This is a genomic window from Collimonas humicola, from assembly GCF_018304945.1.
Lineage (GTDB): Bacteria > Pseudomonadota > Gammaproteobacteria > Burkholderiales > Burkholderiaceae_D > Collimonas > Collimonas humicola.
On record NZ_JAGQEE010000007.1, the window covers coordinates 30,704 to 52,432 of the forward strand.

The 21,729-nt window shown below is 61.0% G+C and carries 22 protein-coding genes; 15 read left to right on the plus strand and 7 right to left on the minus strand.

Going from position 1 to position 21,729, the window contains the following annotated elements; genetic code table 11:
• The first annotated feature begins 40 nt into the window (after positions 1-40).
• Both uvrB and KHU30_RS19285 read left to right on the plus strand, forming a co-directional pair.
• Complete coding sequence (gene uvrB, locus KHU30_RS19280; protein ID WP_230427477.1) at positions 41-2,122, plus strand: excinuclease ABC subunit UvrB; 2,082 nt, start codon at positions 41-43, stop codon at positions 2,120-2,122.
• 92 nt (positions 2,123-2,214) lie between these two features.
• A complete protein-coding gene (locus KHU30_RS19285) occupies positions 2,215-3,006 on the plus strand; it encodes a uracil-DNA glycosylase family protein (RefSeq protein ID WP_211444238.1) in 792 nt (263 codons plus the stop codon).
• Between the two features lie 57 nt (positions 3,007-3,063).
• Here KHU30_RS19285 and KHU30_RS19290 read toward each other — a convergent pair whose 3' ends face one another.
• A complete protein-coding gene (locus KHU30_RS19290; protein WP_211444239.1) occupies positions 3,064-3,837 on the minus strand; it encodes a TetR/AcrR family transcriptional regulator in 774 nt (257 codons plus the stop codon).
• Between the two features lie 328 nt (positions 3,838-4,165).
• Here KHU30_RS19290 and iscR point away from each other — a divergent pair, with 328 nt between their 5' ends.
• The 9 genes from iscR to iscX all read left to right on the plus strand — a co-directional run bounded on the left by iscR (position 4,166) and on the right by iscX (position 10,656).
• Entirely contained in the window at positions 4,166-4,660 is a 495-nt protein-coding gene (iscR, locus tag KHU30_RS19295; protein WP_211444240.1) for a Fe-S cluster assembly transcriptional regulator IscR, read from the plus strand.
• Positions 4,661-4,677: 17 nt separating this feature from the next.
• On the plus strand, positions 4,678-5,931 hold the full coding sequence (locus KHU30_RS19300) for an IscS subfamily cysteine desulfurase (RefSeq protein ID WP_211444241.1): 1,254 nt from the start codon (positions 4,678-4,680) through the stop codon (positions 5,929-5,931).
• Positions 5,932-5,991: 60 nt separating this feature from the next.
• Positions 5,992-6,390 (plus strand): Fe-S cluster assembly scaffold IscU, encoded by a 399-nt coding sequence (gene iscU, locus KHU30_RS19305; protein ID WP_211444242.1) that lies wholly within the window; start codon positions 5,992-5,994, stop codon positions 6,388-6,390.
• An 84-nt stretch (positions 6,391-6,474) separates the two neighbouring features.
• On the plus strand, positions 6,475-6,798 hold the full coding sequence (gene iscA, locus KHU30_RS19310) for an iron-sulfur cluster assembly protein IscA (protein WP_014007106.1): 324 nt from the start codon (positions 6,475-6,477) through the stop codon (positions 6,796-6,798).
• 152 nt (positions 6,799-6,950) lie between these two features.
• Positions 6,951-7,466: a Fe-S protein assembly co-chaperone HscB gene (hscB, locus tag KHU30_RS19315; RefSeq protein ID WP_211444243.1), complete on the plus strand. Its 516-nt coding sequence runs from the start codon at positions 6,951-6,953 to the stop codon at positions 7,464-7,466.
• Between the two features lie 42 nt (positions 7,467-7,508).
• Positions 7,509-8,129 carry a LysE family translocator gene (locus KHU30_RS19320; protein ID WP_211444244.1) on the plus strand — a complete coding sequence of 207 codons (621 nt, stop codon included), beginning with the start codon at positions 7,509-7,511 and terminating at the stop codon, positions 8,127-8,129.
• A 58-nt stretch (positions 8,130-8,187) separates the two neighbouring features.
• Positions 8,188-10,053, plus strand: coding sequence for a Fe-S protein assembly chaperone HscA (gene hscA / locus KHU30_RS19325; RefSeq protein WP_211444245.1), 1,866 nt, complete (start codon positions 8,188-8,190; stop codon positions 10,051-10,053).
• A gap of 55 nt (positions 10,054-10,108) precedes the next feature.
• Positions 10,109-10,447 carry an ISC system 2Fe-2S type ferredoxin gene (fdx, locus tag KHU30_RS19330; protein ID WP_211444246.1) on the plus strand — a complete coding sequence of 113 codons (339 nt, stop codon included), beginning with the start codon at positions 10,109-10,111 and terminating at the stop codon, positions 10,445-10,447.
• Positions 10,448-10,461: 14 nt separating this feature from the next.
• Positions 10,462-10,656, plus strand: coding sequence for a Fe-S cluster assembly protein IscX (iscX, locus tag KHU30_RS19335; protein ID WP_211444247.1), 195 nt, complete (start codon positions 10,462-10,464; stop codon positions 10,654-10,656).
• A gap of 72 nt (positions 10,657-10,728) precedes the next feature.
• Here iscX and KHU30_RS19340 read toward each other — a convergent pair whose 3' ends face one another.
• Both KHU30_RS19340 and KHU30_RS19345 read right to left on the minus strand, forming a co-directional pair.
• Positions 10,729-11,445, minus strand: coding sequence for an outer membrane lipoprotein (locus tag KHU30_RS19340; RefSeq protein WP_211444248.1), 717 nt, complete (start codon positions 11,443-11,445; stop codon positions 10,729-10,731).
• Between the two features lie 224 nt (positions 11,446-11,669).
• Positions 11,670-12,674, minus strand: a complete 1,005-nt coding sequence (locus KHU30_RS19345; protein WP_230427478.1) for a porin — start codon at positions 12,672-12,674, stop codon at positions 11,670-11,672.
• Between the two features lie 286 nt (positions 12,675-12,960).
• Here KHU30_RS19345 and KHU30_RS19350 point away from each other — a divergent pair, with 286 nt between their 5' ends.
• On the plus strand, positions 12,961-13,926 hold the full coding sequence (locus tag KHU30_RS19350; RefSeq protein WP_211444249.1) for a LysR substrate-binding domain-containing protein: 966 nt from the start codon (positions 12,961-12,963) through the stop codon (positions 13,924-13,926).
• Here KHU30_RS19350 and KHU30_RS19355 read toward each other — a convergent pair.
• The 4 genes from KHU30_RS19355 to KHU30_RS19370 all read right to left on the minus strand — a co-directional run bounded on the left by KHU30_RS19355 (position 13,923) and on the right by KHU30_RS19370 (position 18,374).
• Positions 13,923-14,771, minus strand: coding sequence for a quaternary amine ABC transporter ATP-binding protein (locus tag KHU30_RS19355; RefSeq protein ID WP_211444250.1), 849 nt, complete (start codon positions 14,769-14,771; stop codon positions 13,923-13,925). The genes KHU30_RS19350 and KHU30_RS19355 overlap by 4 nt on opposite strands.
• 3 nt (positions 14,772-14,774) lie before the next feature.
• Positions 14,775-15,647, minus strand: coding sequence for an ABC transporter permease (locus tag KHU30_RS19360; RefSeq protein ID WP_211444251.1), 873 nt, complete (start codon positions 15,645-15,647; stop codon positions 14,775-14,777).
• Positions 15,648-15,777: 130 nt separating this feature from the next.
• Positions 15,778-16,806 (minus strand): ABC transporter substrate-binding protein, encoded by a 1,029-nt coding sequence (locus tag KHU30_RS19365; RefSeq protein ID WP_211444252.1) that lies wholly within the window; start codon positions 16,804-16,806, stop codon positions 15,778-15,780.
• 116 nt (positions 16,807-16,922) lie between these two features.
• Positions 16,923-18,374, minus strand: a complete 1,452-nt coding sequence (locus KHU30_RS19370) for an NAD-dependent succinate-semialdehyde dehydrogenase (protein WP_211444253.1) — start codon at positions 18,372-18,374, stop codon at positions 16,923-16,925.
• Positions 18,375-18,660: 286 nt separating this feature from the next.
• Here KHU30_RS19370 and KHU30_RS19375 point away from each other — a divergent pair, with 286 nt between their 5' ends.
• From KHU30_RS19375 to aldA, 3 genes are all read left to right on the plus strand, one after another.
• Entirely contained in the window at positions 18,661-19,656 is a 996-nt protein-coding gene (locus KHU30_RS19375; protein WP_211444254.1) for an aldo/keto reductase, read from the plus strand.
• 33 nt (positions 19,657-19,689) lie between these two features.
• Complete coding sequence (gene fae / locus KHU30_RS19380; protein ID WP_211444255.1) at positions 19,690-20,193, plus strand: formaldehyde-activating enzyme; 504 nt, start codon at positions 19,690-19,692, stop codon at positions 20,191-20,193.
• A 66-nt stretch (positions 20,194-20,259) separates the two neighbouring features.
• Entirely contained in the window at positions 20,260-21,684 is a 1,425-nt protein-coding gene (gene aldA, locus KHU30_RS19385; RefSeq protein WP_211444256.1) for an aldehyde dehydrogenase, read from the plus strand.
• Positions 21,685-21,729 lie beyond the last annotated feature (45 nt).

Below are 21,729 nucleotides of genomic sequence, written 5' to 3' on the forward strand. Positions count from 1 at the left end.
GCGGATTTACTGCCGTCTATTTTACCAAAGGTCGAGGCCCATGGCTGACATATCACAGGTTCCCAGTACCGTCGACGAGTCCAAGATCGTCACTTTTCCCAATTCGCCTTATAAATTGTTCCAGCCCTTCCAGCCGGCCGGCGACCAGCCTGCGGCCATCGAGAAGCTGGCCGAAGGCGTGGGAGATGGCTTGTTTTACCAGACTTTGCTGGGGGTGACCGGCTCTGGCAAGACTTATACGATGGCTAACGTGATCGCCCGCATGGGGCGGCCGGCCATCGTCTTCGCGCCCAACAAGACGCTGGCGGCGCAGCTGTACAGCGAGTTCCGCGAGTTTTTCCCGCACAACGCGGTGGAGTATTTCGTCAGCTACTACGATTACTACCAGCCGGAGGCGTATGTACCGCAGCGCGACTTGTTCATCGAGAAAGATTCCTCGATCAACGAGCATATCGAGCAGATGCGCCTGTCGTGCACCAAATCGCTGATGGAACGGCGCGATGTGGTCATTGTGGCAACGGTGTCGGCCATCTACGGTATCGGTAATCCCAACGAATACCATCAGATGATCCTGACCTTGCGCGCCAAGGACAAGGTCAGCCAGCGCGATGTGATCGCGCGCTTGATCCAGATGCAGTACACGCGCAATGAAATCGATTTCGGCCGCGGCACCTTCCGCGTGCGCGGCGACACCATCGATGTGTTTCCTGCGGAGCATGCCGAGCTGGCTGTACGCATCGAAATGTTCGACGATGAAATCGACAACCTGCAGCTGTTCGATCCGCTGACTGGCCGCGTGCGCCAGAAGATTCCGCGCTTCACGGTTTATCCCGGCTCGCACTACGTGACGCCGCGCGCCACCGTGCTGCGCGCCATCGACACTATCAAGGAAGAGCTGCGCGACCGCCTGGAGTTTTTCCGTAAGGAAAATAAGTTGATCGAAGAGCAGCGCATCGAGCAGCGCACTCGCTTCGACCTGGAAATGATGCAGGAAATCGGCTTCACCAAAGGCATCGAAAACTATTCGCGGCACCTGAGCGGCGCCTTGCCGGGCGAACCGCCGCCGACCCTGGTCGACTACCTGCCGCCGGATGCGCTGATGTTCCTGGATGAGTCGCACGTGCTGATCGGCCAGTTGAACGCGATGTACAACGGCGACCGCTCGCGCAAGACCAACCTGGTGGACTACGGTTTCCGGCTGCCGTCGGCGCTGGACAACCGGCCGCTGCGTTTCGATGAATTCGAAGGCAAGATGCGGCAGACGATTTTCGTGTCGGCTACGCCTGCCGACTATGAAAACCAGCATGCCGACCAGGTGGTGGAGCAGGTGGTGCGGCCGACCGGCCTGATCGATCCTGCCATCGAAGTGCGGCCGGCCCTCAGCCAGGTGGACGACCTGATGAACGAGGCCAATGCGCGCATCAAGAAGAACGAACGGATATTGGTCACGACGCTGACCAAGCGCATGGCCGAACAGCTCACCGAATTCCTGAGCGATAACGGCATCAAGGTGCGCTATCTGCACAGCGATATCGAAACCGTGGAGCGGGTCGAAATCATCCGCGATCTGCGTCTTGGAACGTTCGACGTGCTGGTGGGGATCAACCTGCTGCGCGAAGGCCTGGATATTCCTGAAGTGTCGCTGGTGGCGATCCTGGATGCCGACAAGGAAGGCTTCCTGCGTTCCGAGCGCAGCCTGATCCAGACCATCGGCCGTGCCGCCCGTAACCTCAACGGCACCGCTATCTTGTATGCGGATCGCATGACCGATTCGATGCGCCGCGCGATCGATGAAACCGAGCGCCGCCGCAACAAGCAGATTGCCTTCAATACCGCCAACGGCATCACGCCGATCGGCATCAGCAAGCAGATCAAGGAATTGATCGATGGCGTCTACAGCCCGCAGGAAGCGCGCGAAGAGCTGAATGCGGCGCAGGAGCAGGCCAAGTACGAGGCGATGAGCGAGAAGCAGGTGAGCAAGGAAATCAAGCGCCTGGAAAAGCAGATGGTCGATCACGCCAAGAACCTGGAGTTCGAAAAAGCCGCGCAGGTGCGCGACCAGCTGCATGTGCTGAAGCAGCAACTGTTCGGTGCGCCCGGCGCGGACAATATTGCGCTGTAACGCCAGCGCTGTTGAGTGAGTTGGTGCGTCGCCCCGCGCATGCGGAGCAACTTGTTGCTTTGTGTGTTTAAACTGTATTTTTTTAATGGCTTATGACTGATTTTCTACCCGCTTCAATCCGCGCCGCCTTGAATGGCGTGCATCCCTCCTGGCTCGCGATCCTGGAAACCGGCCTGCGCGCCGTGGCGCAAGCGAGTCCGACGTACTTGCAGGATCTGGCCGCGGCCGACTACCTGCCGACCGAAGGCCGCATGTTTGCCGCCTTCACCCAGCCGCTGCAGGCGGTCCGTTATGTGCTGGTAGGCGAGGGTCCCTATCCGCGCGCCGCCAGCGCCACCGGCGTCTGCTTCATGGACGGCGCGGTCGGCTCCCTGTGGTCCGACAAGGGTTTGTCCAAGCAGGTGAACCGCGCTACCTCGCTGCGCAATTTCATGAAGATGCTGCTGGTGGCCGATGGCCAGCTGGCCATCGAAAGCACCACCGGGGATGCGATGTCCGGCGTGGCGCAGCAGGCGCAACTGCCCGGCTCGCCGGCGATCCAGCTGCTGGCGGACTTGCAGGACAACATGGTGGGGCAAGGATTCCTGTTGCTGAATGCGTCGCTGGTGTTCCGCTCCGACGTGCCGCCGGTGAAGGATGCCAAGGCCTGGCAGCCCTTCATGCAGGCGGTGCTGCAGGGTCTGGCGGCCGCTGCCGAAGGTCGTGGCGCGGCGCTGCCGACGCTGGTGCTGTGGGGGAAAATCGCCGAGCAGCTGAATGCCTATGCGGTCACCGCGCAGTTCCCGAAGGCGGTCGCCGAGCATCCCTACAATCTCAGCTTTATCGGCAACGTCGGCATGCAAGCCCTGTTCGGGCCGATGCGGTTGCTGAAGCGCGCGCAGTAGGCGCGCTTCACGATGCTAGCCCGGGCTGGCCCAGGCTTAAATCATTAAATAATTAAATTAAATCAGGCTCATCTGGCGCAGGTCGGTTTCGGCCTGGGCAGCGGTCTTGTCCGCCTCTGGCTCCGCTTCCGGTTCCGGCGCAAAGTCGAACTGCGGAGCGGCAGGCGCCTTTTTCGGTGCAGGGGCGGGCGCCGGCTTGACCCGCTTGCTGCCCACCGCGGCAGTGGACAGCCAGCGCTTGAGCATGTCGTCGAACAGCGCCAGCATTCCTTCCGGCACTTCCTGGGTATAAGCCTGGCGAATCACGATGCCGTCCCACATCGCGGTCAGCAGCAGCGCCGCCTGCTGGGCATCGAGCGCAGTGTCGATCTGGCCGCGTTCCTGGGCGGTGCGCAGCATGTCTGCCAGGCCGTCCACCCATTCCGTCTCCGCCTTCTTGATCACCGCGCCGACGCGCTTGCTGCGCAAGCCTTCGGCATAGATTTCCGTCATCAGGCCGGCGTCGCTGACCGCCGCGTAACGCTGGGCGAAAGCGCGGGTGATGGCGGACAAGGCTTGCGGCAGGTCGTCGGTGTCGTGGAATTCCGACAGCATGGTGCGCGCCTGGCGCCGCTCATCCTCCGCCATGGCCGCGATGATGGCATCCTTGCTGGTGAAATAGCGATACACCGCGCCTGGTCCCAGGCCTACTTCGGTACAGATTTCCTGCATCGAGGTCTGGTGGAAGCCGTTCTTGCGGAAACACTTGCCGGCGGACTTCAGGATGTCGACGCGCTTCTGGTCGGCTCTCTGGGTCGGTGATTGCGGTGTCTTGGATTTGCGGATGGCCATGCTAAGCGTGTCGAAAGAGTACTGTGCGGGAGGGTCGACATTATAGGTTTAAGCGTCGCTTCCTTGCATAAATTTTTTGCAGGAAACGATTTTTCCCTGCTGCCGCTCTATAAGAAATGCCTCATTTTTCCCTGAAATCAGGGCTTTTCGGCATACCCCGCATTTCCGTGGTTGATTAAATGGCAATCGCCTTGAAAGCCATGGCTGGCGCGGGATTCCGGGAATCGGGTAATACCTGACGGATTCACTCAAGTTTGGTATACTGTCGTCACACTTCGCTTTTCCTGAACGGAAGGCGCGGATAGATAGGTTTAAGAGCGGAGATTACATGCGTCTGACGACAAAAGGCCGGTTTGCGGTAACTGCGATGATCGATTTGGCATTGCGCCAGGGCAAGGGTCCTGTGACCTTGTCCGCCATCAGCGAGCGGCAAGAGATTTCCCTATCGTATCTGGAACAATTGTTCGGTAAGTTGCGCCGTCACCAGATTGTCGAATCCGTACGTGGGCCAGGCGGCGGATACAACCTGGCGCGCAAGGCGGAAGACGTCACTGTGGCCGATATCATCATCGCGGTCGACGAGCCGCTGGATGCGACCCAGTGCGGCGGCAAGGAAAATTGCCATAGCCCGGACCACGAAGGCGGCAGCCGCTGCATGACGCACGATCTGTGGTCGACCCTGAACGCCAAGATGGTCGAATATCTGGATTCGGTGTCGCTGAAGGATTTGGTGGATCAACAACATGCGCAGCAGCACGCGCAGCAAAAGAAGACCCTGGAACAAAATGTGGTGGTGATGCACCGGTCCCACCTGGTTGCTTGATTGGAGCTCAAAATAGTATGAACGCACCCTTGGAAAAAAGCCTGATAGACACATTGAAGGCGCCTCACTTCCCGATTTACATGGATTATTCGGCAACCACGCCGATCGATCCACGTGTTGCCGACAAGATGATTCCCTACCTGCGCGAGCAGTTCGGCAATCCGGCTTCGCGCAGCCACATGTATGGCTGGTCCGCTGAAAAAGCCGTCGAAGACGCGCGCGAGCAGGTCGCCAAGCTGGTCAACGCCGATTCGCGCGAGATCATCTGGACTTCCGGCGCCACCGAAGGCAACAACCTGGCGATCAAGGGCGCGGCCAATTTCTACAAGACCAAGGGCAAGCACATCATCACCGTCAAGACCGAACACAAGGCGGTGCTGGACGTGGTGCGCGAACTGGAGCGCCAGGGTTTCGAGGCGACTTACCTGCAACCGCAGGACAACGGCCTGATCACGCTGGAACAGCTGGAAGCGGCGATCCGCCCGGACACCATCCTGATCTCGGTCATGTTGGTGAACAATGAAATCGGCGTGATCCAGCCTATAGAAGAAATCGGCGAACTGTGCCGCCAGAAGGGCATCATTTTCCATTGCGACGCGGCGCAAGCCACCGGCAAGGTCGTGATCGACCTGGAAAAATGGAAAGTCGACCTGATGACTTTCACAGCGCACAAGACTTACGGTCCGAAGGGCGTCGGCGCCCTGTATGTGCGGCGCAAGCCGCGCGTGCGCCTGGAAGCGCAGATGCACGGCGGCGGCCACGAGCGCGGCCTGCGTTCGGGCACTTTGCCTACCCACCAGATCGTCGGCATGGGCGCGGCCTTTGAAATCGCCCGTGAAGAAATGGATGAAGAAATCGTCCGCATCAAGGCGCTGCGCGACCGCCTGGCGGCCGGCCTGCAAACGATCGAAGAAGTGTATGTCAACGGCGACATGGCGCACCGCGTGCCGCACAACCTGAATGTCAGCTTCAACTATGTTGAAGGCGAATCGCTGATCATGGCGATCAAGGACATCGCGGTCTCGTCCGGCTCGGCCTGCACCTCGGCCAGCCTGGAGCCGTCGTACGTATTGCGCGCGCTGGGCCGCAGCGACGAATTGGCGCACAGCTCGATCCGCTTCACCATCGGCCGTTTCACGACCGAAGAAGACATCGATTTCACGATTGAACTGATCAAGACCAAGGTTGCGAAACTGCGTGAGCTGTCGCCGCTGTGGGATATGTATAAAGACGGGATCGATATCAGTACGATCCAATGGGCGGCGCACTAAGCTATTTCTCTGCGGCTGGTTGAGTCTTCAGCGCCGCAGCATCATACAAGGAGCAACAAAATGTCTTACTCAGCAAAAGTTTTGGACCACTACGAGAATCCACGCAATGTCGGCGCCTTTGAAAAAGGCGACGAGACTGTAGGCACCGGCATGGTCGGTGCGCCTGCTTGCGGCGACGTCATGAAATTGCAGATCAAGGTCGGAGCCGACGGCATCATCCAGGACGCCAAGTTCAAGACCTACGGCTGCGGCTCGGCGATTGCTTCGTCGTCGCTGGTGACCGAATGGGTCAAGGGCAAGACCTTGGATCAAGCCATGTCGATCAAGAACACCCAGATCGCCGAAGAACTGGCGCTGCCGCCGGTCAAGATCCACTGCTCGATCCTGGCGGAAGATGCAATCAAGGCCGCGGTCGATGATTACAAGGCCAAGCACGGCGAGCAGAAGCAAGCGGCGTAATTACCAGCTGTTATCGTTCCCTCGGCTGTCCCGAACAGGACAGCCGAGGGAACGAGTGAACACCAGAAAAGAGATCGACGGCATATGGCAATCACACTTACGGAAAAAGCGGCGAAGCATATCAACCGCTATATCGAGCGGCGCGGCAAGGGCATCGGCCTGCGTTTCGGCGTGCGCACCACCGGCTGCTCGGGGCTGGCTTACAAGCTGGAATACGTGGATGAGAAGACGGATGAAGACGCCGTGTTCGAATCGCACGGGATCCAGGTGTTTGTCGATCCCAAGAGCTTGCCGTATATCGACGGTACCGAGCTCGACTTTGCCCGCGAAGGCTTGAACGAAGGCTTCAAGTTCTATAACCCGAACGTCAAGGACGAGTGCGGCTGCGGCGAGAGTTTCCGTATCTGACGCCGGCGCACTAGCCGCCGGGTTGCATCACGCTGGATTAGATGGACGACCAAGCCTGTTGATGTACGACAGGCTTTTGTTTTATAGCCGGACCCATGCAGATGGCCGGCCACTTCGGGCCAGGCGACGCCAGCCCAGGCTACTTGAAAACCATGCAAAATCACTTCGAACTGTTCCAACTGCCGCAACACTTCACGCTGGACATGACGGCGCTGGACCAGGCCTACCACGAGGTGCAGAACCAGACGCATCCGGACCGCTTCGTCAACGCCACTGCCGCCGAAAAGCGCGTGGCGATGCAATGGACCACGCGCGCCAATGAAGCCTACCAGGTCCTGAAAAGCCCGTTCAAGCGCGCCGCCTACCTGTGCGAGCTGAACGGCGTCGCGCTGCAGGCGGAGTCGAACACGGCCATGCCGGCGGCTTTCCTGATGCAGCAGATGGAGTGGCGCGAAACGCTGGACGATGCGCGCGCCGTCAAGAACGTGGCAGCGCTGGAGCAGCTGGACCGCGAATTGCGCGCCGCCCGCAGGGCCGATCTGCTGGAGATCGGCAAACTGCTGGATGCCGGCGATTTCGAGAAGGCGGCGCAACTGGTGCGGCAGCTGATGTTCCTGGACAAGTTCGGCAACGAAATCGGCAATGCCTTCGCCATCCTTGAATCCTGATTAATCCGTTTATTTCAATTTCATCCTTCGCCGAGTAATAGCATGCCCGAAATCTGGTTGTTCCTGATCGCTGCAATGACACTGACCCTGGCGCCTGGGCCGGACAATATCTATGTGCTGACGCGCGGCATCGCCCAGGGCCGCAAGGCCGGGCTGGTGTCGGCGCTGGGCTTCAGCTCGGGCCTGATTTTCCATACCATGCTGGCGGTGCTGGGTTTCGCCGCGCTGATCAAGGCTTCGCCGCTGGCGTATTCGCTGCTGCGCTATGCCGGCGCCGGCTACCTGATCTATATCGGCGTGCGCACCCTGCGTTCGCACTCGGCCATCCAGCTCAACAGCGGCGCTGCTGCGGCGCCGATGAAGCTGTCGCGCATCTATTGGCAAAGCGTGATCGCCAATATCCTGAATCCGAAAGTCACGCTGTTCTTCATCGCCTTCCTGCCGCAGTTCGTGAATGCAGGCGCCGGCCATATTCCGGCGCAGATGCTGCTGCTGGCGGCAATATTCATCCTGCAGGCGCTGGCCATTTTTAGCGTGGTCGCTCTGTTTTCCGGCATGGTCGGCGCGTTCTTCCAGCGCAAGAAATCGGCCGCGGCCATCATGAACCGTTTGGCGGGCGGTGCGTTTATCGGACTCGGCATACGCATCGCTTTGCCGCAATAAGCAATCGCCAGCAATCGACAGCAATCAACAGCAATCAACGAAAAGCAAGACACCCCCTATGGCACTTTTGCAAATCTCAGAACCTGGCATGTCCACCGCACCGCATCAGCATCGGCTGGCGGTGGGGATAGACTTGGGCACCACCAATTCGCTGGTGGCGACGGTCCGCAACAGCATTCCCGAAGTGCTCAACGACGAAGCCGGCCGGCCTTTGCTGCCGTCGATCGTGCGCTATCTGCCGAACGGCAATGCCCACATCGGCTACAAGGCGCAGGCAGCCCAGACCACCGATCCCAAGAACACCATCCTGTCGGTCAAGCGTTTCATGGGACGCGGCCTGAAGGACATCGCCTACGCCGAAAACCTGCCTTACGATTTCCTCGATGTGCCTGGCATGGTGCAGCTCAAGACAGTGGCAGGGGTCAAGAGCCCGGTGGAAATCTCGGCGGAAATCCTGGCGACCCTGCGCCAGCAGGCGGAAGACGCGCTGGGCGACGACCTGGTCGGCGCCGTGATCACCGTGCCGGCGTATTTCGACGATGCACAGCGGCAGGCCACCAAGGACGCAGCCAAGCTGGCCGGCCTGAACGTGCTGCGCCTGCTGAACGAACCGACGGCGGCGGCGATCGCCTACGGCCTGGACAACGCCTCGGAAGGCGTCTACGTGGTCTACGACCTCGGCGGCGGCACTTTCGATATCTCTATCCTGAAGCTCACCAAGGGCGTGTTTGAAGTGCTGGCCACCGGCGGCGATTCGGCGCTGGGCGGCGATGATTTCGACCACAGGCTGATTTGCTGGATCAGCAAGGAAGCCGCGCTGGCGCCCTTGTCCGATGAGGATACCCGGATACTGATGGTCAAGGCGCGCGAAGCCAAGGAGCTGCTGTCGACCAAGGCCGAGGTGACCATCGACGCCGTCCTGAATTCCGGCGAGCGCGTGCACCTGGTGCTGACCTCTGAAACATTCGACGAGATCACCCAGCATCTGGTGGTCAAGACTTTGACGCCAACCCGCAAGGCGTTGCGCGATGCCGAACTGAGCGTCGATGATGTCGATGGCGTCGTGCTGGTCGGTGGCGCCACGCGCATGCCCAGCATCCGCAAGGCAGTCGGCGATTATTTCCAGACTACGCCGCTGGCGAATATCGATCCTGACAAAGTGGTCGCGCTGGGCGCGGCGATCCAGGCCAATCTGCTGGCCGGCAACCGCGCTCCCGGCGACGACTGGCTGCTGCTGGATGTGATTCCTTTGTCGCTGGGCATAGAAACCATGGGCGGCCTGGTGGAGAAGGTCATTCCGCGCAACTCGACCATTCCCTGCGCCCGCGCCCAGGAATTCACCACTTTCAAGGATGGCCAGACCGCAATGGCGATCCAGGTCCTGCAAGGCGAACGCGAGCTGGTCAGCGATTGCCGTTCGCTGGCCAAGTTCGAGCTGCGCGGGATTCCGCCGATGGCGGCCGGCGCCGCACGCATTCGGGTGACTTACCAGGTCGACGCCGATGGCTTGCTGTCGGTATCGGCGCGCGAACTGCGCTCCGGCGTGGAAGCATCGATCAGCGTCAAGCCGTCTTACGGCCTGGCTGACGACGACATCGCCCGCATGCTGCAAGAGTCGTTTGCCTCAGCCGATGTCGACATGCAGGTGCGCGCCTTGAAAGAAGAACAGGTGGAAGCCGAACGCATCGTGCTGGCCACGGAATCGGCCTTGCAGAGCGATGCCGCGCTGTTGTCGGCGGCAGAGCAGGACGCAATTGCAGCCTTGATCGCGGCTGTCCGCGAACAAGCGCAAGGCAGCGACCACGTGGCCATCAAGGCGGCGGTCGATGCGCTGGCGCACGGCACCGAGGAATTCGCCGCGCGCCGCATGGACCGCAGCGTCCACGATGCATTGACCGGCAAGACGCTGGACCAGGTGTCGTAAATAATTGCAGAATAATTTCAGATAGCAGACCCAACTTATTCCCGAGGTAAACCAAGTGCCCCAAATCGTCGTATTGCCCCATCCTACCTATTGCCCAGAGGGCGTTGTGATTGAAGCCCCGCGCGGACAGTCGGTCTGCGATGCCTTGCTCGACCATGACATCGAGATCGAGCACGCCTGCGAAAAATCCTGCGCCTGCACTACCTGCCACGTCGTGGTGCGCGAAGGCTTTGCCTCGCTCGGCGAGCTGGAGGACAAGGAAGAAGACTTGCTGGACATGGCATGGGGACTGGAAGCGACTTCGCGCCTGTCCTGCCAGGCCATCCTCGGCGAGGAAGACCTAGTGGTCGAGATTCCCAAGTACACGATCAACCACGCCAGCGAAAACCACTAAGCGGGAGCAGCGCCATGAAATGGATAGACTCGCAACAGATTGCGGAAGCCCTGTACGACAAATTCCCGGACGTCGATCCGGAAAAGATCCGCTTCACCGATTTGCACAACTGGGTGCTGGAGCTGGACGATTTCGACGATGATCCCAAGCATACCGGCGAGAAAATCCTGGAAGCGATACAAGCAGCCTGGATAGAAGAAGCCCGATAAACGCCGGCCCGATAAAAAACCCGCTGTCGCTACATCAATAGCGACAGCGGGTTTTTATTTGGGGCAGCGGTTTTAGCCGCGGCCTTCCAGATGGCCGTTGACCACCCGGACCGGATCACCGACGCGCCAGCCCTGGCTGGATTGCGGGAAAGTACGGACCTTGCCGTCTTCCATGCGCACCACGACCTGATAGGTGGTGTTGGTGCGGGTGCGTTTTTCCACTTCGTTGCCGGCAAAGCCGCCGCCGACAGCACCGGCGACAGTTGCCAGCGTGTTGCCGTTGCCGTGGCCGACCTGGTGGCCTAGCACACCGCCCAATACCGCGCCGGCTGCAATGCCCAGGCCGCTAGGCGGGGCTGCGTGCTGGATCGCCTGGATCGATTCAACCTGGCCGCAGCTATGGCAGATGGCTGGCTGCGACGGCGCGGACTGGCGCGGCGCCTGTGCATATTCAGGACGCTGGACGGGCTGCTGTTGCGGCTGCTGGGCTTGCATCGGCGGCTGCGCGTAATTGCCGTTCTGGCCGCCTTGCTGCATGCCGTTGTTCATCGGCTGCTGCTGCTGCTGCTGCTGCTGAGGCTGTTGTTGCGCTTGTTGTTGCGCTTGTTGTTGCTGCTGGTTGTAGTCGGCAGAGCCTGGCGCCAGCGCGGCGACAGAGGCCGGCGTCGACTGCGAGCTAGGGAACAAGCCGGTCATCGCGGCCACGCCAACCAGGCTGGCCAGCGTTACTGCCACGGCCGCGGTAGCGACCAGCGGGTGAATGCGGTTGTTTGGTTTCGGGTTGTCCATTATTACCTCCAGAAAATCTTTTGTTTGTTGAGTAATGTCATTATCAAAGCTTCACAGGCTGAACACTAGGTTGATAATGTGTCAGATGTATCCTTATGTAACGATTTTACGCCTGAAGGAAACATTTTACTGGGGGAAATGGGGTTGCCGGATGGAAATCGGCATATGCGGCGTTTTAACCACGGGCCAGGCTGTGCCGGCCCGGGCTGGAACGCCAGGCGAGATTAGAAGGTATGACTCATGCCGACCGCATAGCCGGTGACATTGGCCTTGATTTTTTCGCGGTACAGATCGCTGTATAAACTGGTGCGCTTGGACAGCGGATGACTATAGCCCACGCTGACCTTGTGGCTGCCGCTGTCCTGGTTGCGCCCGTAGCCGGCCTTGATGGTGTCGGCGCCGACGGCGTAGGTGGCCGCCAGCACCGTCAGCCGTTCGCTGCTCCTGCCGGCTGCTGCCGCGTTGACCCCGACCAGCTTGGTGCGGGCATAGGAGCCCATGATCACCAGCCCGCCGAAACCGTAGGAGCCGCCCAGGAAGTAGATATTGTCGTTATTGTCATTGCGCTCATAGGACACCATGGCGCCTGCCGCGCCTTTGCCGTAGTTGAGCGAAATGCCGAGATTGCGCGTTTTAGCCAGCGGATTTCTTTCAACCTCGCCGGCCACTGCAAAGCGGAAGCCGGAAAAATCCGGTGAATCGTAGAACACGCCGTTGCTGATGCGGGCGAAATTGGCGTAGCCGAGGGCGGCGTCGCTGATGCCGTCGCTGCTGTAGCTGCCGGTCTGGTAGCTGGCCAGCGAGCCGTTGAAGCCGCTGTTGTACCAGGGCTCGAACAGCCAGATGTTGTTCCACAAGGGCGTCACCGCGCGGCCGATGCGCAGGCTGCCGGCGCTGCTTTTGAGGCCGACCGTGCTTTCACCCTGGAAGAAGGTAGTGGGGCGTTCCTGGGCGCCGGTGCCCGGTATGAAGCGGGTTTGCAGATTGAAAATGGCGGCCAGGCCGTCTCCCAGGTCTTCCTGGCCCTTGAAGCCCAGCCAGTTGTTGTAGCCGCGTCCCATGACGACAGCGCCGCCGCTTTCCTTGCCGATCGATACATCCAGGTTGCCATACATGGTCACGCTGGTTTGCGCCTGCGCCGGCGATGCCGCCGCCGCGAGCAGGACAAGTCCCAATGTGAGCGCGCGGCAGTGCATGTGCCGGCTGCCGGCGCGATTCAGATTTATCATGTTTTGTCTCCGTGTCGTTATAGGTTTTTTGAGCGCGCACGCTGCGAGCCGGCTTATCTTCTGTGATAACGCGGATGTTTCCCAACGCAATTATTAGATGGGCCCATCGCATATTCAGATAAGTCCTACAGGCGCATGGGCAAGCGGCCGGATGGCGGCGGCGCGCCGTCCACAGCGTGTGCAGAGAAAGGAATTCCGGAGGGATTTGCCAGTAGAATGTCAGGCACAGCAGTGCATGAAATACAGACAACGCGCTGCCAAGATAACTACATCACAGGAGATACCCATGGACCGTCGCTGCCTGCCATTAAATGCATTGCGCGCTTTCGAGGCGGCCGGCAAGCACCTGAGCGTGACCGCCGCGGCCAACAGCCTGTTCGTCTCGCAGAGCGCCGTCAGCCGCCATATCCTGACGCTGGAAGCCTTGCTCGGCGTGAAGCTGTTTGAACGCAAGCACCAGCACCTGGAGCTCACTGAAGCAGGGCGGGCGCTGCTGCCGGTGGTGAACAAGTCCTTCGACCGCATCGAGCATGTGCTGAAAGACATTCTCAAGGACGGCGCCGAGTCGCGCCGCGTGCTGCACATCCAGATGCCGTCGACCTTTGCGCATAACCTGGCGGTGCCGATCCTGCGCGAATTCAGGAATATCTTTCCGGACGTGATGCTGGACCTGGTGATCCCCAACAAGGTCGGCATGCCGGATATCAACAGCGATATCGCGGTGGTGTATTCCAAGCCTGAAGTCAACGACCTGATCGCCGACCTGCTCTGGCATGTGCGGCTGACGCCGCTATGCCATCCCTGCCTGCTGCAGGCGGCCAACGCCGCCAGCCTGGCGGACTTCGTGGCCGGCAACGAGATCGTGCACGTGATCCTGGAAGGGCAGCCGCGGCATCGCCTGTGGGACCGTTTCGTGCGGCAGGCGGAATTGCCCAAGGTATCGGTAGATCGCGGCCTGGTGTTCGAGACCGCCAACCTGGCGGCGCAGTATGCGATGAGCGGCACCGGCATCGCCTTGCTCGATCCCTTGCTGTTCCAGGACGAGCTGTGCAGCGGCGCGCTGGTGCAGCCGTTCGACGCCTGGGTCGACGACGGCTACGGCTACTACCTGCTGACCCATTCCGACGATCTGCTGGACGAAACGATTGCCTCGTTCCGCTCCTGGATGATCCAGCGCTTCGCCAATTCTTCGCTGGAGCTGCAGCACCTGGTGCGGCGCACCGGCCTGCCTGCCGCCGCGGCGCAGGCCTAGGCCGGCTGGCTGCCGCCGCTGGAGCGCCGTTCGACGAAGCGCCTGACGTAATCGTCGGCAGGGCGGTTGAGAATGTCGTCGGCGCTGCCGACCTGCACCAATACGCCGTCGCGCAAGATGGCGATCTGGGCGCCGATATGGATCGCTTCATCCAGGTCGTGGGTGATGAAGACGATGGTCTTGTTGAAGCGCTCCTGCAGCACCAGCAGCTGGTCCTGCATTTCCGCGCGTATCAGCGGATCGAGCGCGCTGAAGGCTTCGTCCATCAGGATGATGTCGGTATCGGCCGCCAGCGCCCGCGCCAGGCCGACCCGCTGGCGCATGCCGCCCGACAGCTGGTCCGGATAGGCCTTGGAATAGCCCTTCAGGCCGACCCGTTCCAGCCACTCCTGGGCCCGTTCATGCGCCTCTTTCTTTTTCACGCCGCGCGTCAGCAGGGCAAAGGCGGTATTGTCCAGCACCGACCAGTGCGGCAGCAGGCCGAAACTCTGGAACACCATGCTGATCTTGTTGCGGCGCAGCTGGCGCAAGCCGTCGGCATCGAGCGTCAGGATGTTTTCGCCGTCGATCAGGATTTCGCCCCGGGTCGGATCGATCAGGCGGTTGAAATGCCGCACCAGGGTCGACTTGCCGGACCCGGAAAGGCCCATGATGACGGAGATCTTCGCTTCCGGAATCTCCAGTGAAATATCGCGCAGGCCGACATTGCAGCCGGTCTGCTGCAGGACTTCCGCCTTGCTCTTGTCCTGCCGCAGCAGGTCCAGCGCGGTTGCGCAATCTGCGCCAAACACTTTGTAGATGTTGCGTACTGAAATCTTGCTTGGAGTCGTGTGTGCTTGATTCATGATTTATTCCGGCTTGGTCAGTTGCGAGCGCTGGCGGCGGTTCATGCCGTAGGCCTGGGTGATGCGGTCGATCACGATCGCCAGGATGACGACGGCTACGCCGGCGTGGGCGCCCTTGCCGAAATCGAGATTGGTCAGCCCTTGCAGGATATCCTCGCCCAGGCCGCGCGCGCCGATCATCGAAGCCACCACCACCATGGCCAGCGCCAGCATGGTGGTCTGGTTGATGCCTGCCATGATGCTGGGGCGCGCCAGCGGCAGCTGTACCCACATCAGCAGCTGGAACTTGGTGGTGCCGAAGGACCAGGCGGCGTCGCGGGTTTCCTGGTCGACCTGGCGGATGCCCAGCTCGGTCAGGCGTATCAGCGGCGGCAGCGCGTAGATCACGGTGGCCAGCACTGCAGGCACCTTGCCGATGCTGAACAGCATCACCGCCGGCAGCATGTAGACGAACATGGGAAAGGTCTGCATCACATCCAGCAGCGGCAGCAGCAGGCGCGAGAGCAGCTTGCTGCGCGCCATCATGATGCCGATGGGGATGCCGATGACCAGCGAAATGATGATGGAGACCAGCATGATGCTGAGCGTCTGTATGGTCTTTTCCCACAAGCCCAGGCAGCCGATGAAATACAACGCCAGCACGAAAGCCAGGCTCAGGCGCACCCGGCGCAGGGCGTGATAGCTAATCAGGCCGACCGCCGCCAGCACCAGCCAGGGCGGTATCGATTGCAGGAAACTTTCCAGCGGCACCATCAGGTAGCGCAGCATGAAGGTGGAAATGTCATGCAGGCCGTCGCCGTACTTCTGGACGATGCTGCTGATACCGGAATTTAAGACTTCGGAAAATGAAATCGGGATAAAGAATTCGACAGACATGCTGATTCCTTCTGAAAGCACGATGTTGCAAGCCGATGGCGAGCGGGTGCGGCGAATACGATGAGATGGCCAGAGGCGGGATCAAGCCCGCTGCCAGCATAGCGCAGCAGCAGGCCTGAGGGGGAGTTGCTTACAGCTTGGTTTCGACTTTTTGCGCGACGTCGGCCGGCACCCACTGCGTCCACAGCGCTTTGTTCTTTTGCAGAAACTCCTTGGCCAGCACGGAACCGCCGACCTTACGCTCGCCCATTTCGGTGATCGCATGGTTGACGATGTCGGCCGGCACCGAGAGCTTGCTGAAGAAGGCGATGATGTCCGGCGCGCCCTTGATGAACGGGGTAGAGACGCCGATGGTCAGCTTGAAGGACGGCGTGCCGGTGCCGCAGACATCGTCGGTGGTGCTGTTCTGCACGGTCTTCCAGCATTTCTCCGTGAATTCCGGCTCCTGCAGCTGGACAAATTTATACTTGCCCATCAGGCCGGCCGGCGACCAGTAGTAGAAAAGGATAGGCTTGCCGCGCTCGTAAGCCGAGGAAATGGTGGCGTCCAGCGCGCCGCCGGTGCCGGGACGGAAGTTGGTGTAGCTGGCGGCCAGCTTGTACGCCTTGAATTTCTGGTTGTTGATGCGCTCGCAATCCCAGCCGGCAGGGCAGTTGAGGAAGCGGCCCTTGGCCGGATCTTCATCGTCGCTGAACAGGTCTTTGTATTTCGGCAGGTCGGCCACCGATTTCAAGCCAGGAGCGACCGCCTTGATGCCGCGCTTGGGATCGCCGTTGACTACGTAGTCCGGCACGAACCAGCCTTCGCGGGTGCCGCCGGCCAGGATATTGCCGACCAGTTCGATCTTGCCGTCGCTACGGCCCTTCTTGATGACGTTGGTGCGGTCCCATTGCTCGACCCAGACCTGCAAATCGTTCGACACCAGCGCGGTCTCGGTCACCGCGGTGCTGCCGGTGACGCTCTCGGTCTTGCAGCCGTAACCGTTGGCGACGATGAAATTGGCGATTTCGGTGAAGAACTGCGCGCTCTCCCAGGTGACGCCGGCGAACTTGACCGGCTTGCCTTCTGTGCACCATTGCGGAGTGGCGGTGGCTTGCGCCGCGCCGGCTGCCAGCGTCAGCAGCAGGGCGCCGGCGCATTTGTTGATGATGTTTTGCAAAGTGTTCTCCTTTGGTTTTTTATCATATCCACTGTATCTGTCGCCAGCCGTGGACTTGGTTGTTGCTGCCTGGCCAAAGCGCTGGACTGCGCTTTGGCTTCAGCGCTTGCATGGTCTTACAAACCCCCCATGCACAGGTACTTCAATTCCAGGTATTCGTCGATACCGTATTTGCCGCCTTCGCGGCCCAGCCCGGATTGCTTGACGCCGCCGAACGGCGCTTCCGCATGCGAGATGACGCCGGTGTTGATGCCGACCATGCCGACTTCCAGCGCTTCGGCCACGCGCCATACGCGCGCCATGTCGCGGCTGTAGAAGTAGGCGGACAGGCCGAACTCGCTAGCGTTGGCCAGCGCGATCGCTTCTGCTTCGCTGTCGAAACGGAACAGGCCGGCCACCGGACCGAAGGTTTCTTCCTGCGCCAGCTGCATCTCTGGCGTGGCGTCCAGCAGCACGGTCGGCTGGTAAAAGGTGCCGCCGAGCGCATGGCGGGCGCCGCCGATGGCCAGCCGGGCGCCCTTGGCCAGGGCGTCGCCTACGTGTTCCTCCACTTTGCGCAGGGCATCGCTGTCGATCAAAGGCCCCTGGGTGGCGCCGTCCGTAGTGCCGGGAGCCACTTTCAAGGCCGCCACGCGCGCCGTCAGCTCGGCGGCGAAGGCGTCGTACACGCCGGCTTGCACCAGGATGCGGTTGGCGCATACGCAAGTCTGCCCGGTATTGCGGAATTTCGATGCCATCGCGCCATCGGCGGCGGCATCCAGGTCGGCGTCGTCGAACACGATAAATGGCGCATTGCCGCCCAGCTCCAGCGATAGTTTCTTCAGGGTATCGGCCGATTGCCGCGCCAGCAGGCGGCCGACCGCGGTCGAGCCGGTGAACGACAGCTTGCGCACCACGTCGCTGGCAGTCAGGACACCGCCGATCTGCACGGCGTCGCCGGTGATCACGTTCAACACGCCGGCAGGTACGCCCGCCTGCTGCGCCAAGTAGGCCAGCGCCAAGGCAGACAAGGGAGTTTGCTCGGCCGGCTTGAGAATCATGGTGCAACCCGCCGCCAGCGCCGGAGCGGCCTTGCGGGTGACCATCGCCAGCGGGAAATTCCACGGCGTGATGGCGGCGGTCACGCCGACTGGCTGCTTGATCACCACGATGCGGCGGTCATTGGCCGGTGACGGCACCACGTCGCCATAGCTGCGCCGCGCTTCTTCGGCAAACCATTCGATGAAGGAGGCGGCATAGGCGACCTCGCCGCGGGCTTCGGCCAGCGGCTTGCCTTGTTCGGCTGTCATCAGCTGGGCCAGGTCTTCCTGGCTGGACATCACCAGTTCGTACCATTTGCGCAAGATGTTGCTGCGTTCCTTGGCGGTACGCTGGCGCCAGGCAGGCCAGGCAGCGTCGGCGGCAGCGATGGCGCGCCGGGTTTCGGCGGCGCCCATGTCCGGCACGCTGGCGATGACTGCGCCGCTGGCGGGGTTGGCGACATCGAAGCGGGCCTGGCTGTCTGCATCCTGCCATTCGTTGCCGATCAGGGCCTGTTGCCGGAGAAGCTGGGGATTTTGCAATTGCATAAGATTCCTGGAAAGCGTTTGGTCTGTGCATATATTCGACGCAAAGGACAATCCCGCCCAGCACAATAATTAGATGGTGCTATCGAAATTTGTGATGCATGGCCGGTTGCGCAAGATATGGCTTGCGCCCAGGCAGCGGACAGTGAACGCAGCCTGGGTTTTGCCGGTTCCGGGCCTGCGGACTGTTATGCGTTTTTTAGATGACGCAATCTGTATTTGATGTTTGTCGGCAGCCGCTGCCTGCTCCTACGATGGCTGCTCATCCACCCATTTCAAAACACTTCTCATGCAAACTGTCCGCTTCGGCCGCACCGGCCTCAAAGTCTCGCGTTTCTGCCTTGGCACCATGTCGATGGGTTCATCGAAGTGGAAGGGCTGGGTGCTGGATGAAGACAAGACCGCGCCTATCCTGAAGAGCGCGCTCGATCTCGGCATCAATTTTTTCGACATGGCCGACTGGTATTCCAACGGCGCCAACGAAGAAGTGGTCGGCCGCACGCTGCTCAAGCTGAAGCAGCGCGACAGCCTGGTGCTGGCCACCAAGGCCTTCTACGCCATGAGCGAGGATGCCAACGACCAGGGCTCGTCGCGCAAGCACCTGATGGCCTCGATCGACCGTTCGCTGCGCCGCATCGGCACCGACTACATCGACCTTTACCTGCTGCACGCCTTCGATCCGCACACGCCGCTGGCCGAGACCATGGAAGCCTTGCACGACATCGTCAAGTCCGGCAAGGCGCGCTATATCGGCGCCTGCACCATGTATGCCTGGCAATTCGCCGAGATGAATGCGATTGCGCGTGAAAACAACTGGACTGAATTCGTCAACATGCAATGCCAGTACAGCTTGCTGTATCGGGAAGAAGAGCGCGAGATGATGCCTTACTGCCAGGACAAGGGCATCGCGGTGTCGACTTTCAGCCCGCTGGCGCGCGGCTACCTGACCGGCGTGCAAAAGAGCGCGCGCACCGAGCACGATCCCTTCCTGTCGCAGTTCTTCGGCGACGAGATCGACGTCGAGATCGCCAACCGCGTGGTCAAGATCGCCGCCGACCGGGCAGTGCAGCCCGGGCAGGTCGCCATGGCCTGGGTGGCGCAGAACAGCAATTCGACCGTGCCCATCATCGGCGCCGACAGTCCGGAGCAGCTGCGCCTGGCGGTGGAGGCCGGCGAAATCGTGCTCAGCGCCGAGGAACGCCAGTACCTGGAGCAGGCCTACCGGCCGCGCGACATGATCAACGATTACAACGAAGTACGTCGTCCACGCAGTTACAAATCCTGAATACATAACAACTTAACGAGACAAGGAATCCAGATGATCAAGATTGGCGAAGGTTTTTGCGGCAGCGGCCCGAATGCGGCACACATCAATCTCTTCCTCGGCCCGAAAAACGGTCCCATGGGAACCGCTGCCGTGACCGCAGCCAGCAGCCCGGGGCCGGGACATATCCCGTTCCAGGCGGTGCTCAAGCCCAACATGCCGGTCAAGCCCACCACCGTTTTCATCGGCAAGGCCGTGCTGACCACGCCGAACCATGAAAACATGACCTGGGGCCCGGCCCAGGCCGGCGTCGCCCACGGCGTCACCAAGGCCCTGCTGGACGGCGTGCTGCCGCCGGAAGCGGAAGACGAATGGATCGCCGTGGCGGCAGTGTGGGTCAACCCGCTGGCCGACGACGCCGACCAGGTGTATGCCAACAATTGCGAAGCTGCCTACCTGGCGGCGCAGCGGGCGCTGGCCAGGGGCTGGCCCAGCCGCAAGGAACTGGCGGATGCGCTGGGCAGCATTTCCAATCCCTTCTATACGCCGAAAAGATAGCGTTCCAGGGACCAGTCCGAGAAGCTGCTATCTTGGGCCGGTCCCTTCATTTTCAGAGAGTCTGTCATGCGCACCTATAAGAATTTCGTCGGCAACCGGTTTGTGGACGCAGTCAGCGATGAAGTCATCGTCGTGCGCGATCCTGCCACCGAACAACTGGTGGGCCAGGTCGCCGCCGCCACGCCGGAGCAGGCGCGGACGGCGGTCGATGCCGCCGCCGTCGCCCAAAAATCATGGCGCAAATTGCCGGCCGTGGAACGCGCCAGGCATCTGCACAAGCTGGCCGATGCTTTGGTGGCGCGCGCCGGCGAGATCGGCCAGGCGCTGGCCGCCGAATCCGGCAAGAGCCTGGAGGACGCCAGCAATGAAGCCATCTACGCTGCCGAGATCACTCGCTATCACGCCGAATGGGCGCGCCGGATCGAGGGAGAAATCATTCCCAGCGACTCGCCATCGGAAAACCTGCTGCTGATGCGTGAGCCGATCGGCGTGGTGGCTTGCCTGATTCCATTCAACTATCCGGTCTACACCTTGCTGCGCAAGGTTGCTCCTGCCTTGATCGCGGGGAATACGGTGGTGGTCCGTCCCAGCAACAACACGCCGTGCTCGGCTTTTGAAATTGCGCAGGCAGTGCTGGATGCCGGCTTGCCGCCGGGCGTGATCAACATCCTCAGCATGCAGCACGAGGTGGCGGCCAGCGTCTGCACCCATCCCAAGGTGGGCATGATCACGCTGACCGGCAGCGTAGCCGCCGGCCGCCAGGTGCTGGAATATTCCAAGGCGAATATCGCCAAGTCTTCGCTGGAGCTGGGCGGGAAAACGCCGGTGATTGTCGAAGCGGATGCCGACCTGGAATTGGCGGCGAATGAAATCACTGCTTCCAAGACCACCAACTGCGGGCAGCTTTGCACGGCGGTGGAGCGCGTGTATGTGAATCGCAAGGTGGCGGCAAAGCTGATTGCGTTGCTCAGGGAAAAATTCAGCAAGCGGCAATGCGGCAACCGGGCCGAGCAGCCGTCGCACATGGGGCCGCTGATCAATGCGGCGGCGCGCAGCAATACGCATGGCATGGTGGAGCGGGCAATCGCCGCCGGCGCCACGCTGGAAACCGGCGGCGCAATCCCGGCCGGCAAGGGCTTTTTCTATCCGCCGACTTTGCTTAGCAACTGCCGCCAGGAGATGGAGATCGTGCAGGAAGAAGTGTTCGGCCCTGTGCTGTGCGTGATCGAGTACGACAGCGTCGAGCAGGCGCTGGAGCTGGCCAACGATCATCAGTTCGGCTTGTCCTCGATCATCTACACCGCCGATTATCGGACCGCGATGCAGGTCGCCAACAACATCGAAGCCGGCGAGCTCTACATCAACCGGATTCCGGCCGATCCTTACCAGGGCTATCACGCCGGCTGGAAGCGTTCCGGCCTCGGCGGCGACGACGGCAAGCACGGCATGCTGGAGTTCACCCAGACCCGCCTGGTGGTAGTGAAGTATTGAGTTTTGCCGGCACAGCGTTCGCAGAAACGCGCCGGTCTACCGGAG